The organism is Deltaproteobacteria bacterium, from assembly GCA_016178705.1.
Taxonomy (GTDB): domain Bacteria; phylum Desulfobacterota; class Binatia; order HRBIN30; family JACQVA1; genus JACOST01.
The window spans coordinates 1-15253 of sequence record JACOST010000026.1; the positions used below are offsets into that span (position 1 = coordinate 1).

Annotated in this window: 14 protein-coding genes and 1 tRNA gene; all 15 read left to right on the forward strand. The window is 61.3% G+C overall.

The genetic code is table 11. The features are described 5' to 3' along the window. Positions 1-397: elongation factor Tu (gene tuf, locus HYR72_16630; protein MBI1816606.1), on the forward strand; the 397-nt coding region annotated here is incomplete at its 5' end. A 12-nt stretch (positions 398-409) separates the two neighbouring features. Then, positions 410-562 carry a 50S ribosomal protein L33 gene (rpmG, locus tag HYR72_16635; GenBank protein MBI1816607.1) on the forward strand — a complete coding sequence of 51 codons (153 nt, stop codon included), beginning with the start codon at positions 410-412 and terminating at the stop codon, positions 560-562. Between the two features lie 62 nt (positions 563-624). Continuing rightward, positions 625-698: transfer RNA gene (locus tag HYR72_16640), tRNA-Trp, on the forward strand. 20 nt (positions 699-718) lie between these two features. Further along, positions 719-943, forward strand: a complete 225-nt coding sequence (gene secE, locus HYR72_16645; protein MBI1816608.1) for a preprotein translocase subunit SecE — start codon at positions 719-721, stop codon at positions 941-943. An 8-nt stretch (positions 944-951) separates the two neighbouring features. Next, positions 952-1482, forward strand: coding sequence for a transcription termination/antitermination protein NusG (gene nusG / locus HYR72_16650; GenBank protein ID MBI1816609.1), 531 nt, complete (start codon positions 952-954; stop codon positions 1480-1482). Positions 1483-1511: 29 nt separating this feature from the next. After that, positions 1512-1937, forward strand: coding sequence for a 50S ribosomal protein L11 (gene rplK, locus HYR72_16655; protein MBI1816610.1), 426 nt, complete (start codon positions 1512-1514; stop codon positions 1935-1937). Positions 1938-1949: 12 nt separating this feature from the next. Next, positions 1950-2654, forward strand: coding sequence for a 50S ribosomal protein L1 (locus tag HYR72_16660; GenBank protein ID MBI1816611.1), 705 nt, complete (start codon positions 1950-1952; stop codon positions 2652-2654). Between the two features lie 10 nt (positions 2655-2664). Then, a complete protein-coding gene (locus HYR72_16665) occupies positions 2665-3216 on the forward strand; it encodes a 50S ribosomal protein L10 (GenBank protein ID MBI1816612.1) in 552 nt (183 codons plus the stop codon). Positions 3217-3256: 40 nt separating this feature from the next. Further along, a complete protein-coding gene (rplL, locus tag HYR72_16670; protein MBI1816613.1) occupies positions 3257-3661 on the forward strand; it encodes a 50S ribosomal protein L7/L12 in 405 nt (134 codons plus the stop codon). A 36-nt stretch (positions 3662-3697) separates the two neighbouring features. Next, on the forward strand, positions 3698-7813 hold the full coding sequence (rpoB, locus tag HYR72_16675; GenBank protein MBI1816614.1) for a DNA-directed RNA polymerase subunit beta: 4116 nt from the start codon (positions 3698-3700) through the stop codon (positions 7811-7813). A gap of 29 nt (positions 7814-7842) precedes the next feature. After that, entirely contained in the window at positions 7843-11982 is a 4140-nt protein-coding gene (gene rpoC, locus HYR72_16680; GenBank protein MBI1816615.1) for a DNA-directed RNA polymerase subunit beta', read from the forward strand. 76 nt (positions 11983-12058) lie between these two features. Beyond that, complete coding sequence (locus tag HYR72_16685) at positions 12059-12430, forward strand: 30S ribosomal protein S12 (GenBank protein ID MBI1816616.1); 372 nt, start codon at positions 12059-12061, stop codon at positions 12428-12430. 30 nt (positions 12431-12460) lie between these two features. Beyond that, complete coding sequence (rpsG, locus tag HYR72_16690; GenBank protein MBI1816617.1) at positions 12461-12931, forward strand: 30S ribosomal protein S7; 471 nt, start codon at positions 12461-12463, stop codon at positions 12929-12931. 69 nt (positions 12932-13000) lie between these two features. Next, entirely contained in the window at positions 13001-15100 is a 2100-nt protein-coding gene (gene fusA, locus HYR72_16695) for an elongation factor G (GenBank protein ID MBI1816618.1), read from the forward strand. Between the two features lie 12 nt (positions 15101-15112). After that, on the forward strand, positions 15113-15253 hold a 141-nt coding region (gene tuf / locus HYR72_16700), incomplete at its 3' end, for an elongation factor Tu (protein ID MBI1816619.1).

The window sequence follows — 15253 nt, forward strand, 5'->3', positions numbered from 1 at the left end:
CAAGATCCTCGACGAGGGGCAAGCGGGCGACAACGTGGGGTGTCTGCTGCGCGGGACCAAGCGCGAGGAGATCGAGCGCGGGCAGGTGTTGGCGAAGCCGGGGAGTATCACGCCGCACACCAAGTTCGAGGCCGAGGCGTACGTGTTGACGAAGGAAGAGGGCGGGCGGCACACACCGTTTTTCAACGGGTATCGGCCGCAGTTCTACTTTCGGACCACGGACGTGACGGGAGTGGCGACGCTGCCGGCGGGGACCGAGATGGTGATGCCGGGGGACAACGTGAAGCTGGCGATTGAACTGATCATGCCGATTGCGATGGACGAAGGGCTGCGCTTCGCCATCCGCGAAGGCGGCCGCACCGTCGGTGCTGGCGTCGTCACCAAGATCCTGGCATAAGGAAGGACGGCCATGCGGGACCTCATCAGTTTTCAATGCGACGGGTGCAAGCGGCGCAACTACACAGGTACGAAGAACAAGAAAAAAACGACCGAGAAGCTGGCGCTGCGCAAGTTCTGCCCCGCGTGTCGGTCACACACCCTTCACAAGGAGAGCAAGGTCTGACGTGAGGACGGACGACGCACGGGGTGGTGCTTCACCGCGCTGCCCCGCGGCGGTGTCGTGTCGGGTCAGTAGCTCTAATTGGTAGAGCACCGGACTCCAAATCCGGGGGTTGCAGGTTCGAGCCCTGCCTGACCCGCTCGTCGAGAATGAAAAGCCATGGCGCTGCAAGAGCAGATTGAAAAGGCCCGTGAAGCCGTTCCCCGCTCCATCAACTTCCTTCAGGAAGTGGGCGTGGAGCTGCGCAAGGTTCATTGGCCATCACGTAAGGAGACGACGGCTGCGACCGGGGTGGTCATCGCCATCACGGTGGCCATTGCGCTCTACTTGGGATTTGTCGACTTCGTGGTCTCCCAAGTAGTCCACTTCGTCTTGGGCAGGTGAACCAGTCTATGGCGAAGCAGTGGTACGTTGTGCACACCTATTCCGGCTACGAGCAGAAGGCCAAGGCCGCGCTCGAAGAGCGGGTCCGCTCGATGAACAAGCAGGACTTTTTCGGCGAGGTTTTGGTGCCGGCGGAGAAAGTGGTCGAGCTGGTTAAGGGTCGTAAGAAAACTTCGTCGCGGAAGTTTTTTCCGGGCTACATGCTGGTCAACATGGATCTCAACGACGAGACCTGGCACATCGTCAAAGGCACGCCGAAGGTGACTGGCTTCGTGGGCGGGGCGACCGAGCCGGCGGCGATCAGCGAGTCCGAAGTGCGCGAGATTACCCAGCAGATGGCCGAAGGCGCACTGCGGGCCAAACCGAAGGTGTTGTTCGAAAGCGGCGAGAGCGTGAAGGTCATCGACGGTCCATTTCAGGATTTCAACGGCGTGGTAGAAGAAGTGAAACCCGACAAGGGCAAGCTGCGGGTGCTCATCAGCATCTTCGGCCGCGCCACGCCGGTCGAACTCGATTTCGTGCAGGTTGAGAAGGCCTGAGCGCGGTGCGGACTAACGGAGAATAAACGGTGGCGAAAAAAGTCATTGCGGAAGTGAAGCTGCAAATCCCGGCCGGGCAGGCCAACCCGAGCCCCCCGGTGGGTCCGGCGCTCGGCCAGCGCGGCGTCAACATCATGGAGTTTTGTAAGGCGTTCAACGCCCAGACCCAAGCGCAAGCGGGTCTGGTCATTCCAGTGATTATCACCGTCTATGCGGACCGGTCGTTCACCTTCATCCTCAAAACCCCACCGGCTGCGATCCTGTTGAAGCGCGCCGCCGGCATCGAAAAGGGTTCCGGCGAGCCGAACAAGAAGAAGGTCGGCAAAGTCACCCGAGCGCAGGTGCGCGAAATCGCCCAGCTCAAAATGGTAGATCTGACCGCCGAGAGTATTGAAGCTGCCATGCGGACGGTCGAAGGCGCCGCCCGCAGCATGGGACTGGATGTCGTAGAGTAGGAAGGAACAGCCATGGCTCGACAAGGAAAGCGCCTCGCCGCAGGGATGAAATTGGTTGATCGCACCAAGCGATATCCACTCGCCGATGCGCTGCAACTGCTCACTCAGTGTCCGGCGCCAAAGTTCGACGAAACAGTCGAGTTGGCTGTTCGCCTCGGCGTTGATCCGCGCCAAGCGGACCAAAATGTGCGCGGTACCGTTGTGCTTCCCCACGGCACTGGGAAGACCGTGCGAATCGCCGTCTTTGCCAAGGGTGACAAGGAACGCGAAGCCCGCGAAGCGGGCGCCGATGTCGTCGGCGGCGAAGATCTGGTGAAGAAAATCCAGGAAGAGGGCTGGCTCGAATTCGACAAAGCGATTGCGACCCCAGACATGATGGGATTGGTAGGTCGCATCGGCAAGATCCTCGGCCCGCGCGGATTGATGCCCAACCCGAAAGTGGGGACGGTCACCTTTGATGTGGCCAAGGCCGTCACCGAATTGAAGGGTGGCAAGGTTGAATTCCGTGTCGAGAAGGCCGGGATCGTCCAGGTACCTATCGGCAAGCGATCGTTCGGCGCCGAGCGCTTGACCGAGAACGCCTCGACCTTGATCGCGAGCTTGATCAAGGCCAAACCCGCGGCGGCCAAGGGCAACTATCTGATCAGTGTGGCGGTGTCGGCAACCATGAGCCCGGGTATCAAGGTTGATCCACTGGCCGTGCGCACCCTGGTATAAGGAGGCAGTCGTGAATCGCGAAGAAAAATCCGAAGCGGTCACGCAATTGCAGCAGCGGTTCCAGCGCGCGGCGGTGACCTTGGTGGCCATTCCGAAGAAGCTGACGGTTGCGCAGGCCACCAAGCTGCGGCGTGCCATCCGCGCGGCCGGTGGTGAGTACAAGGTGCCGAAGAACACGCTCGCCCGGCTGGCGCTGAAAGAGACGACGTACGGCAAGTTGGAGTCGCTGCTCCAGGGACCGACCAGCCTTGTGTTTGGCTACGCGGATCCGGTGGCGGTCACCAAGGCGTTGGTCAAATTCGTGGAGGAGTCCAACGACGCGCTGGCGATCAAGGGTGGCGCGCTCGAAGGGCAGTCGATGGTGGTCGAGCAAGTCAAGGCGCTGGCGAGTATGCCGTCGATCGACGTGCTGCGAGCGCGCGTCGTCGCCATGACCCAGGCCCCGGGGGCCCGCGTCGTTGCGGCGATGAAGCACCCGGCGAGCCGCATTGCCGGCGCGATCGAGTCACTGGTGAAACAGAAGCAAAACGAAGCGGGCGCGGTTGCGGTGGCGGCTGAGTAACGTAAACAGGCATCTTAAAGAAAGCGATACGGAGGAGAACATGGCCGAAGCACGTGAATGGTCGAACGAAGTCAAAGACATTGGCGACAAGATTGTCGCCCTAACCCTGCTCAAGGCCCAGGAGCTGGGCGACTACTTGAAGGACAACTACGGCATTGAAGCCGCCGCTGCGCCGATGATGATGGCCGGTCCGGCTGCGGCCGGTGGTGCCGCGCCCGCTGCTGCGGCCGAGCAGGACGAGTTTACCGTCGTGCTGACCGGCGCGGGGGACAAGAAGATCCAGGTCATCAAGGTGATCCGCGAACTCACCAGCCTCGGGCTGAAGGAAGCCAAGGACCTCGTCGACGGTGCCCCCAAGCCCGTCAAGGAGGGCGTCAACAAGGCGCAAGCCGAGGAAATGAAGAAGAAGATCGAAGAGGCGGGTGGAACGGCCGAACTCAAGTAACGACGCAACTCCGAGTTCAACAGTAGAGGAGTCGCAATGAGTTCACAGGTCGCGAGCAACGTTCGGTTTCGGCGGAACTTCGGCAAGATCAAAAAGATTGTCGAAATCCCCAACCTGATCGAGATTCAGAAGCGGTCGTACGAAGAGTTCCTGCAGCGCAACGTTCCGCCGAGCGAACGGCGCGACATGGGTCTGCAGGGCGTCTTCAAATCGGTGTTCCCGATCAAGGACTTCAACGAGACCGCCTCGCTCGAGTTCGTCAACTTTTCCCTCGGCGAGCCCAAGTACTCGGTTGATGAGTGCCACGAGCGCGGCATGACCTACGCCGCTCCGCACAAGGTCACCATTCAGTTGGTGATCTGGGAAGTCGATCCGACCACCGGCGCGCGCTCGATCAAGAACGTGAAGGAGCAAGAGGTCTACTTCGGGGAAATCCCGCTGATGACCGACAACGGCACCTTCATGGTCAACGGCACCGAGCGCGTGATCGTGAGCCAGTTGCACCGCTCACCCGGCGTCTTCTTCGATCACGACAAAGGGAAGACCCACGCAAGCGGCAAGCTGCTCTACTCGGCCCGCATCATTCCGTACCGCGGGTCGTGGATCGATTTCGAATTCGACCCGCGCGACATCCTCTACGTCCGCATCGACCGGCGCCGTAAGTTCCACGCCACGGTGTTGCTGCGGGCCCTTGGGATGACCACCGAGGATCTGCTCAACTATTTCTACAAGACCGACACGGTCATGATCGACTCGAAGCGAGTCGCGAAGATCTTCAAGGCCGATCAGCTGGTCGGGGTGAAGGCCTCGCGCGATATCCGCTCCCCGAGCAACGAGCTGATCGTGAAGGAAGGGCGCAAGATTACGAAGGGCGCCCTCAAACAGCTCGAAGCCGCCGGCGTTAAGGAGATTCCGATCACGCTCGAAGAGGTGATCGGCCGTATCTCCGCGCACGACGTTGCCGATCCCAAAACCGGCGAAGTGCTGATCGAATGCAACCAGGAGCTCACCACCGACCGGCTCGACCGTCTACGCGAACGGGGCATCAGTGAAATCCAGGTGCTCTTCCTCGACGACACCCACATCGGGTCATCGCTGCGCGACACCTTGCTGCAGGACAAGATCGTTTCGCCCGACGAGGCGATCATCGAGATCTACAAGCGCCTGCGCCCCGGCGATCCGCCGACGGTGGAGACGGCGACCACGTTCTTCAACAATCTGTTCTTCAACCCGGAGCGCTACGATCTCTCGCGCGTCGGGCGCCTCAAGCTGAATCACAAGCTCAAGATCAACGTGCCGCTCGATCAGGGTACGCTCCGACGCGAGGATATCCTCGAGGTGGTGCGCTACCTCATCGAGCTGAAGAACGGCAACGGCACGATTGACGACATCGATCACCTCGGCAACCGGCGCGTCCGCGCGGTCGGTGAGTTGGTTGAGAACCAGTACCGTATCGGCTTGGTTCGCATGGAGCGGGCAATCAAGGAACGCATGAGTCTGCAGGACATCGAAACGTTGATGCCGCAGGAACTCATCAACTACAAGCCGGTGTCGGCAGTCGTCAAAGAGTTCTTCGGATCGAGCCAGCTATCGCAGTTCATGGATCAGACCAATCCGCTATCGGAAATCACGCACAAGCGGCGGCTGTCAGCCCTCGGACCCGGCGGCTTGACGCGCGAGCGCGCCGGTTTCGAAGTGCGTGACGTCCACCCGACGCACTACGGACGGGTGTGTCCGATCGAAACACCGGAAGGTCCGAACATCGGATTGATCGCATCGCTATCGACGTACGCTCGGGTCAACGAGTTCGGGTTCGTCGAGACCCCGTACCGCGAGGCCGAGAATGGCCGCGTGACCGATCGCATCCGCTATCTCTCCGCGTTGGAGGAAGAGGACCACGTCATTGCCCAGGCCAATGCGCCCATCGATGCCAAGGGCAATTTCACCGCCGATTTGGTCTCAGCCCGTATCGGCGGCGAGTTCACCATGGTGCGGCCGGATCAAGTCGAATTCATGGACGTCTCGCCGAACCAGTTGGTGAGCGTCGCGGCGTCGCTGATTCCGTTCTTGGAGAACGACGATGCCAACCGCGCGCTGATGGGCTCGAACATGCAACGCCAGGCGGTGCCGCTTTTGCGTACGGATGCGCCGCTGGTGGGCACGGGCATGGAGCGCGTGGTCGCGCGCGATTCCGGCGTCACCGTCGTTGCCAAGCGCGACGGCGTAGTCGAGAGCGTCGACGCCACCCGCATCGTCGTCAAGGCCGACAAACCGAGCGGATCCGGTCGCGATGCAGGCGTCGACATCTACAACCTCACGAAGTACCAGCGCTCGAACCAGAACACCTGCATCAATCAGCGCCCGATCGTGATGGAAGGCGATCGCGTGACGGCCGGCGACGTGATCGGCGACGGCGCGTCGACCGAAATGGGCGAATTGGCGCTCGGTCGCAATATCCGCGTCGCGTTCATGCCGTGGGGCGGCTACAACTTCGAAGACGCGATCCTCATCAGTGAGCGTGTGGTGCGGAGCGATTACTTCACGTCGGTTCATATCGAGGAGTTCGAATGCGTCGCGCGCGACACCAAGCTGGGGCCGGAGGAAATCACCCGCGACATACCGAACGTCGGTGAAGAGGCGCTCAAGGATCTCGATGAGAGCGGCATCATCCGCATCGGCGCCGAAGTTCGCCCAACCGATATCCTCGTCGGCAAGATCACGCCAAAGGGCGAGACCCAACTGTCCCCGGAAGAGAAGCTGTTGCGGGCGATCTTCGGCGAGAAGGCCGGCGAGGTGCGCGACACCTCACTGAAGGTACCGCCGGGTGTGGAGGGCATCGTCATCAACGCCCGCGTATTTTCCCGCAAGGGCGTGTCGAAGGACGAACGGAGCCGGCTCATCGAAGATGAGGCGGTGGCCAAGCTCAAGAAGGATCAGCAGGACGAACAGCGCATCATCAAGGAATCGACGATGCGCAAAGTCAAGAAGCTGCTGGTGGGCAATACCACCTCGACACGTTTGACGGACGATCAGCGCAAGGTGTTGCTCCAGAAGGGGCACGAGATCACGACGGAGGACCTCGAAGAGATCCCGACCGCGCTCTGGGGCGAGATCAAGATCGGCGACGAAAAGGCCGAGGACGAACTCAGCCGAGTGGTCGAGGCCATGCAGGAACAGCAGGCGCTCATCCGCATGGCCTTCCAAGAGAAGATCGATCGATTGAAGAGTGGCGACGAGCTGCCCCCTGGGGTCATCAAGATGGTCAAGGTGTTCGTGGCCATCAAACGCAAGTTACAGGTCGGCGACAAGATGGCCGGCCGCCACGGCAACAAGGGCGTGCTGTCGCGCATCCTGCCGGAAGAAGACATGCCGTACATGGACGACGGCGCGCCGGTGGATATCGTGCTCAACCCGCTCGGGGTGCCCTCACGTATGAACGTCGGTCAGATCCTCGAGACCCACTTGGGATGGGCGGCCCTCGCGCTCGGGGCGCACATCAACGAGGAATTTGAAAACGGCCAGCCGAGCGCGTCGTCGTTGCGCCGCAAGCTGAAGGAATTTTATGGCAAGGATGTCACCGAATTCGTCGACGAGCTGAAGGACGAGGATATCGTCAAGCTGGCGCAGAAGTCCCGCACCGGCGTTCATGTCGCCTCACCGGTGTTCGATGGCGCCTCGGAGAGCGAGATCTTTGGTCTCCTCAATCGCGCCGGCTTGCCGGACTCGGGCCAAACCCGCTTACGCGATGGACGCACCGGCGAGGCTTTCGCGCAGGCCGTGACGGTCGGTGTCATGTATATGATGAAGCTGCATCACCTCGTGGACGACAAGATCCACGCGCGTTCCACTGGGCCGTACTCCCTGGTCACCCAGCAGCCGTTGGGCGGCAAGGCACAGTTTGGCGGCCAGCGTTTGGGTGAAATGGAAGTGTGGGCACTCGAATCTTACGGGGCGGCGTACAGCCTGCAGGAAATGTTGACGGTCAAGTCGGACGACGTCGCCGGCCGCACCCGCATGTATGAGGCGATCGTGAAGGGCGAGAATATCCTCGAGCCCGGATTGCCGGAGTCCTTCAACGTCATGGTGAAGGAACTCCAGAGCCTCGCCTTGGATATCGAGTTGGTCGAGGAGAAGTCGGAGCAGGCGTCCTAAGGGCGCTTGAGACGCAGGAGGAGAGTTTAATGGAAGATCTCTTCACACTCTTCGAGAAGCCGAAGAATCCGCTCAGCTTCAACGCCATGCGCATCGGGCTGGCCTCGCCCGACAAGATTCGCTCGTGGTCGCACGGCGAAGTGCGCAAACCAGAAACCATCAACTACCGGACCTTCAAGCCGGAGCGCGACGGCCTGTTCTGCGCCAAGATCTTTGGCCCAACCAAGGATTACGAGTGCAACTGCGGCAAGTACAAGCGCATGCGCCATCGCGGGGTGGTGTGCGAGAAGTGCGGCGTCGAGGTCATTCAATCGAAGGTCCGACGCGAACGCATGGGGCACATCGATCTCGCGACGCCGGTCGCCCACATCTGGTTCCTCAAGAGCCTGCCCAGCCGCATCGGTACTTTACTCGATATGACGCTGAAGGAACTCGAGAAGGTGCTGTACTTCGAGTCCTACGTGGTCACCGAGCCCGGGAAGACCCCGCTGCAGTACAAAGAACTGCTCAGTGAGCAGCGCTGCCGCAAGGCGCGCGAGGAATTCGGTGAAGGCTTCGCCGCCGAGATGGGCGCCGAGGCGATTCGCAAGCTGCTCAAGGACATCGAAGTCGACAAAACCTCCGACGAGTTGCGGATTGAAATGCGCGAGGCCACCAGCGAGGCCAAGCGGAAGAAACTCGCCAAACGCCTCAAGGTGATGAATGCCTTCCGCCAGTCGGGTAATCGACCCGAGTGGATGATCTTGGAGGTCATCCCGGTGATTCCGCCGGACCTCCGTCCGCTCGTGCCACTCGATGGCGGACGGTTCGCCACCTCCGATCTCAACGATCTCTACCGCCGCGTGATCAATCGCAACAATCGGCTGAAGCGGTTGATGGAGTTGAACGCACCCGACATCATCATCCGAAACGAGAAGCGCATGCTGCAGGAGGCCGTGGACGCGCTGTTCGACAATGGCCGCCGGGGCCGCGCCATCACCGGTCCGAACAAGCGCCCGCTCAAATCGCTCTCCGATATGCTCAAGGGCAAGACCGGCCGCTTCCGCCAAAACCTACTCGGCAAGCGCGTCGACTACTCCGGTCGTTCCGTGATCGTGGTCGGTCCGGAACTGCGCTTGCACCAATGCGGCTTGCCGAAGAAAATGGCGCTCGAACTGTTCAAGCCCTTCATCTACAACAAGCTCGAAGAACGCGGCTTTGTCACCACCATCAAGAGCGCGAAGAAGATGGTCGAGAAGGAGGGTCCCGAAGTGTGGGACATCCTCGACGAGGTTATTCGCGAGCACCCGGTGTTGCTCAATCGTGCGCCGACATTGCACCGCTTGGGCATCCAGGCCTTCGAGCCGATCCTGATCGAAGGGAAGGCGATCCAACTCCATCCGCTGGTGTGCAAGGCCTACAACGCCGACTTCGACGGCGACCAGATGGCGGTCCATGTGCCGCTGTCGGTCGAAGCGCAGGTCGAAGCCCGCGCACTGATGATGTCGACCAATAACATCCTGTCGCCCGCCAACGGCCGGCCGATCATCGAGCCGACTCAGGACATTGTGCTCGGCCTCTACTACATGACGCGAGAGCTTGGCACGGCGAAGGGTGCGGGGAAGCGCTTCTCCAGCTTTGAGGAAGTACGCATCGCCTATGATCAGGGCGAAGTCGATCTGCAGGCCCCCGTCAACGTGCGGCTCAATGGCGAGCGCCTGGAAACCACGGTCGGACGCGTGCTGCTCTACGAGATCGTGCCGCCGGAGATCACCTTCAAGGAAGTCAACTGCGTGATGAAGCGCAAAGAGTTGGCCGGATTGATCGATCTGGCGTACCGGCACTCCGGCAACAAGGCCACGGTCATCTTCGCCGACAAGCTCAAGGATCTTGGCTACGACTACGCGACGCGTGCGGGCATCTCGATCTGCATCGGCAACATGATGATCCCGGCCAACAAGGCCAAGCTGCTCGACGAGGCCAACGGCGAAGTGCGCGAGATCGAGGAGCAGTATAACAAGGGGCTGATCACTGACGGTGAACGCTACAACAAAGTCGTGGACATCTGGGCGGAGGTCACCGATCGGATCGCCGACGAGATGCTGCGCGGCCTCGGCACGCAGGTGATCACCGACGAGAAGGGTCAGAAGCACAGCATCCCCAGCTTCAACCCGATCTTCATGATGGCCGACTCGGGCGCGCGCGGAAGCGCGCAACAGATCCGCCAGCTCGCTGGCATGCGCGGCCTGATGGCCAAGCCGTCGGGCGAAATCATCGAGACGCCCATCACCGCGAACTTCCGCGAGGGGTTGACGGTGCTGCAATACTTCATTTCGACCCACGGCGCCCGCAAGGGTTTGGCCGACACCGCCTTGAAGACGGCCAATTCCGGCTATCTCACGCGGCGTCTCGTGGATGTGGCGCAGGACTCGATCATCACCGAACAGGACTGCGGCAGCATCGACGGCATCGAGATTTCCCCACTGGTCGAAGGGGGTGAGATCATCGAGGGCCTCGGCGATCGCGTGCTCGGGCGCGTCGCGCTCGAAGACATTCGCGACCCGTTCTCCAATGATTTGCTCGTGCGCACGACCGAGGAAATCGACGAGGCCAAAGTCAAGGCGATCGAGGACTCCGGACTCGAACGGGTGAAGATCCGGTCGGTGTTGACCTGTCAGTCGCGTCGCGGCGTATGCGTCCGCTGCTACGGGCGTGATCTCGCGCGCGGCCACATGGTCAACCTCGGCGAGGCCATCGGTGTCATTGCCGCCCAATCGATCGGCGAGCCGGGCACGCAGTTGACCATGCGGACCTTCCATATCGGCGGCACCGCCAGCCGGCGGGCCGAACAAACAACGCTCGAAGCGCGCAACGACGGTTTCCTGAAGTTCATCAATTTGTCGACGGTCACCAACCGAGAGGGCGACTTGGTGGTGATGAATCGCAACGGTGAAGTGGCGGTCATCGAGATGCCCGAGCCCGGTCGCGAACGCGAGCGCGAGCGTTATCGCATCGTCTATGGCGCCAAGCTGAAGAAGAAGGATGGCACGCGGGTGAAGAGCGGCGATTTGCTCGCCGAGTGGGATCCCTACACGCTGCCGATCCTCACCGAAGTGAGTGGCACCGTGAAGTTCGGCGACTTGGTCGACACGGTCACCATGGAAGAGAAGGTCGACGAGCGTACCGGATTGTCGACCAAGGTCATCATCGATTGTAAGGATCTCGACAAGCGCCCGCGCGTGTCGATCAAAGACGAACAGGGGCACACCATCAAGTTGCCGGGTTCGGAGGCGGTCGCACGGTACCAGCTGCCGGTGGGGGCGCACATCCACGTCAGCGAAGGACAGAAGATGAATGCGGGCGACGTGATCGCGAAGATCCCCCGCGAGACCACCAAGACCAAGGACATCACCGGCGGTCTGCCCCGCGTGGCGGAACTCTTCGAGGCCCGCAAGCCGAAGGAGTTTGCGGTCATCAGTGAGATCGACGGGATCGTTTCCTTCGGCAAGGACACCAAGGGCAAGCGCAAGGTGGTGGTGACCCCGGAAGTCGGCGAGCCGCGCGAGTATCTGATCCCGAAAGGCAAGCACATCAGCGTGCACGAAGGCGACGCCGTGCGTGCCGGTGAGGCGTTGATGGATGGCTCCTCCAATCCGCACGACATCTTGACCATCCTCGGCGAGAAGGCGCTCGCCAAGTATTTGGTCGACGAAGTGCAGGAGATCTATCGCCTGCAGGGCGTGCGGATCAACGACAAGCACATCGAAGTGATCGTGCGGCAGATGTTGCGCCGCGTGCGGATCAAGGAGGTCGGCGATAGCGATTTCTTGATCGGCGACCAGGTTGAGAAGTGGCGCTTCGAGGAAGCCAACGCAACGGTCCTGGAGGGTGGCGGTGAGCCGGCCATTGCTGAGCCGCTGCTGCTCGGAATCACCAAGGCCAGTCTCTCGACTGAGAGCTTCATCTCGGCCGCGTCGTTCCAAGAGACCACCAAGGTGCTGACCGAAGCGGCGATCAACGGTAAGGTCGATCACCTCGTGGGCCTCAAGGAGAACGTCATCATGGGTCGGCTGATACCAGCAGGGACGGGTTTGCTATCGTATGGCCGTATGGAGTTGGTCGCCGAGCAGCCGGAAGGGGTCGCCGATGAAGAGGCCGCCCCTGTCGTTGCGGAAGCGAGCCAGGGGTGACCTTGACAGGTGGGAGCGCTTTGCCTATTGTCTCGCTCTTCTTTCAAACGACTGGACGCGGAATAACTGGGGACTGATGCCGACGATTAACCAATTAGTGAAGCATGGGCGCGCCAAGCAGCGGCGTAAGGTTGCTGCGCCCGCCCTGCAGCGCTCGCCGCAAAAGCGCGGCGTGTGTACGCGCGTCTATACGCAGACGCCGAAGAAGCCGAACTCGGCCTTGCGGAAGGTCGCCCGCGTGCGCTTGACCAACGGCATCGAGGTCACCACGTATATCCCCGGTATTGGCCACAATCTGCAGGAGCATTCAGTCGTGCTGTTGCGCGGCGGTCGCGTGAAGGATCTGCCGGGTGTGCGGTATCACATCATTCGCGGGACTCTGGATTCGATTGGAGTTCAGGACCGAAGACAAGGGCGCTCGAAGTACGGAGCCAAACGGCCCAAGTAGGCTGGCTGGGCTCGTAGCGTAGTGTAGATTATGCCGCGCAAAGGCGAAGTACGTCGTCGGGAAGTTTTACCCGACCCGAAATATCATGATCGAACCGTGGCCAAATTCATCAATTCGATGATGGAGCGCGGCAAGAAGAGCACCGCCGAGCAGATCCTGTACGGCAGCTTCGACCTGGTGACGGCACGGGCGAAGGAAGACGCGCTCGGTATTTTCAAGCGCGCGCTCGACAACGTGAAGCCGGTGGTGGAAGTGCGGTCGCGGCGGGTTGGCGGCGCCACGTATCAGGTTCCGTCTGAAGTGCGGCCGAATCGGCGGCTCTCCCTCGGCATGCGATGGCTGGTACAGAATGCGCGGTCGCGGGGCGAGAAGTCGATGGCGGAACGGTTGGCGGGCGAGATTCTGGATGCTGCCAACGGGCGCGGCGGCGCGATCAAGAAAAAAGAAGACACGCACCGCATGGCGGAGGCAAACAAGGCCTTCGCACACTATCGCTGGTAGGTAAGGACGAATTGAGGAGATGCGGCGCGGGCGGCTCCTTCGCGGGAGCCGCTCGCGCTGTCTGAAGATATGCCACGGCAAGTTCCACTCGACCGGACCCGCAACATCGGGATCATGGCCCACATCGATGCGGGCAAGACCACCACGACGGAGCGGATCCTGTACTACACCGGGATCAACTATAAGATCGGTGAAGTCCACGACGGCACTGCCACGATGGACTGGATGGTGCAAGAACAGGAGCGCGGCATCACCATCACGTCGGCCGCCACCACCTGCTTCTGGCGGGATCATCGTGTCAACATCATCGATACGCCGGGGCACGTCGACTTCACCATCGAGGTGGAGCGATCGCTGCGCGTGCTCGACGGCGCCGTGGCCGTGTTCTGCTCCGTGGGCGGCGTCGAGCCGCAGTCGGAAACCGTGTGGCGCCAGGCCGACAAGTACCGCGTGCCGCGCATCGCGTTCATCAACAAGATGGATCGCGTGGGTGCTGACTTCTTCCGCGGCGTTGCGATGATTCGCGATCGCCTCAAGGCCAACGCCGTGCCGCTGCAGCTACCGATCGGCAACGAAGAGCACTTCCGCGGCGTGATCGATTTGGTCTCGATGAAGGCGATCTTGTGGGACGACGATAGCCTCGGCGCCCGCTATCGCACTGACGAGATCCCCGAGGATCTGCGCGAGTCCGCCGAGAAATATCGCGAGACGTTGCTGGAAGCCGTCGCCGATACCGATGAAGTATTGCTGGAGAAATTTCTCGAGGGCAAGGAAATCACCGAGAGTGAGATCCGCAAGGCCGTGCGTGAGGCCACCCTCGCGATCAAGATCATTCCCGTGATCTGCGGGACCGCCTTCAAAAACAAGGGCGTGCAGCTGCTGCTCGATTCGGTCGTCGACTACTTACCGTCGCCGCTTGATGTCCCTCCACTCGAGGGCACGAATCCCGACAGTGGCCAGATGGAAGAGCGCCCCGCGGACGACGCGGCGCCGTTTGCGGCGCTCGCGTTCAAGATCATGACCGACCCCTTCGTCGGCAGCCTGACCTTTTTTCGCGTGTACTCCGGCGTGATGACCTCGGGCTCGTACGTGTTCAACGCGAGCAAGGGTAAGAAGGAGCGCGTCGGGCGTCTCCTCAAGATGCACGCGAACAAGCGTGAAGAGATCAAAGAGGTCTACGCCGGCGACATCGCCGCCGCGGTCGGCCTGCGCGACACGACGACCGGCGATACGCTGGCTGACGAGAAGCATCCCGTGGTGCTCGAATCAATCGAGTTCCCTGAGCCGGTGATCCACATCGCGATCGAGCCGAAGACCAAAGCCGATCAGGAAAGACTCGGGGTCTCCCTGCAACGGCTCGCGACCGAAGATCCTTCGTTCCGCGTCAGCAGCGATACCGAGACCGGGCAGACGATCATCGCCGGCATGGGCGAGCTGCACTTGGAGATCATCGTCGACCGGTTGCTGCGCGAATTCAAAGTCGATGCGAGCGTTGGTAAGCCGCAGGTGGCGTACAAAGAAACGGTACGCAAGAAAGTCGAGCGCGAGTACAAGCACGTGCGGCAAACCGGTGGACGTGGCCAGTACGCCCACGTCATCCTGCGCGTCGAGCCCCAACCGGCGGGCACGGGCTTCGAGTTTGTCGATGCAGTTAGAGGCGGGACCGTGCCGCGCGAGTATATCCCCGCCGTTGAGAAGGGAGTGCGTGACGCGCTCGATCGCGGCGTGCTCGCCGGCTACCAGGTCGTCGATGTGAAGGTTAGTCTCTTGGACGGCTCGTACCACGAAGTCGACTCGAACGAGATGGCGTTCAAAGTCTGCTCATCGATCTGCTTCAAGGAAGCGGTCGAGCGAGCGAGCCCGGTGCTTCTCGAACCGATCATGTCGGTTGAAGTGGTCGTGCCGGAAGACTTCCTCGGGTCGGTGGTGGGTGATATCAGCGGACGCCGCGGCCGCATCCAAGGCATGGATGCGCGTGGCGGTGCGCAAGTGGTCGCCGCGCAAGTCCCGCTCAAGGAGATGTTCGGGTACTCGACTGACCTGCGGTCCATGACGCAGGGACGGGCGACGTACACCATGCAGCCGTCGCATTACGAACCGGTGCCGCAGACCGTTTCTGACGAGATCACTGCGCGGGCGCTGGGGTCGGAAGAGCGACCCAGAGCGTAACGGAGGAGGACCATGGCGAAGCAGAAATTCGAGCGCAAGAAGCCGCACTGTAACGTGGGGACGATTGGGCACATCGATCACGGCAAGACGACGCTGACGGCGGCGATCACGAAGGTGCTGGCGGAGCAGGGGATGGCGCAGTTCATCGCCTTC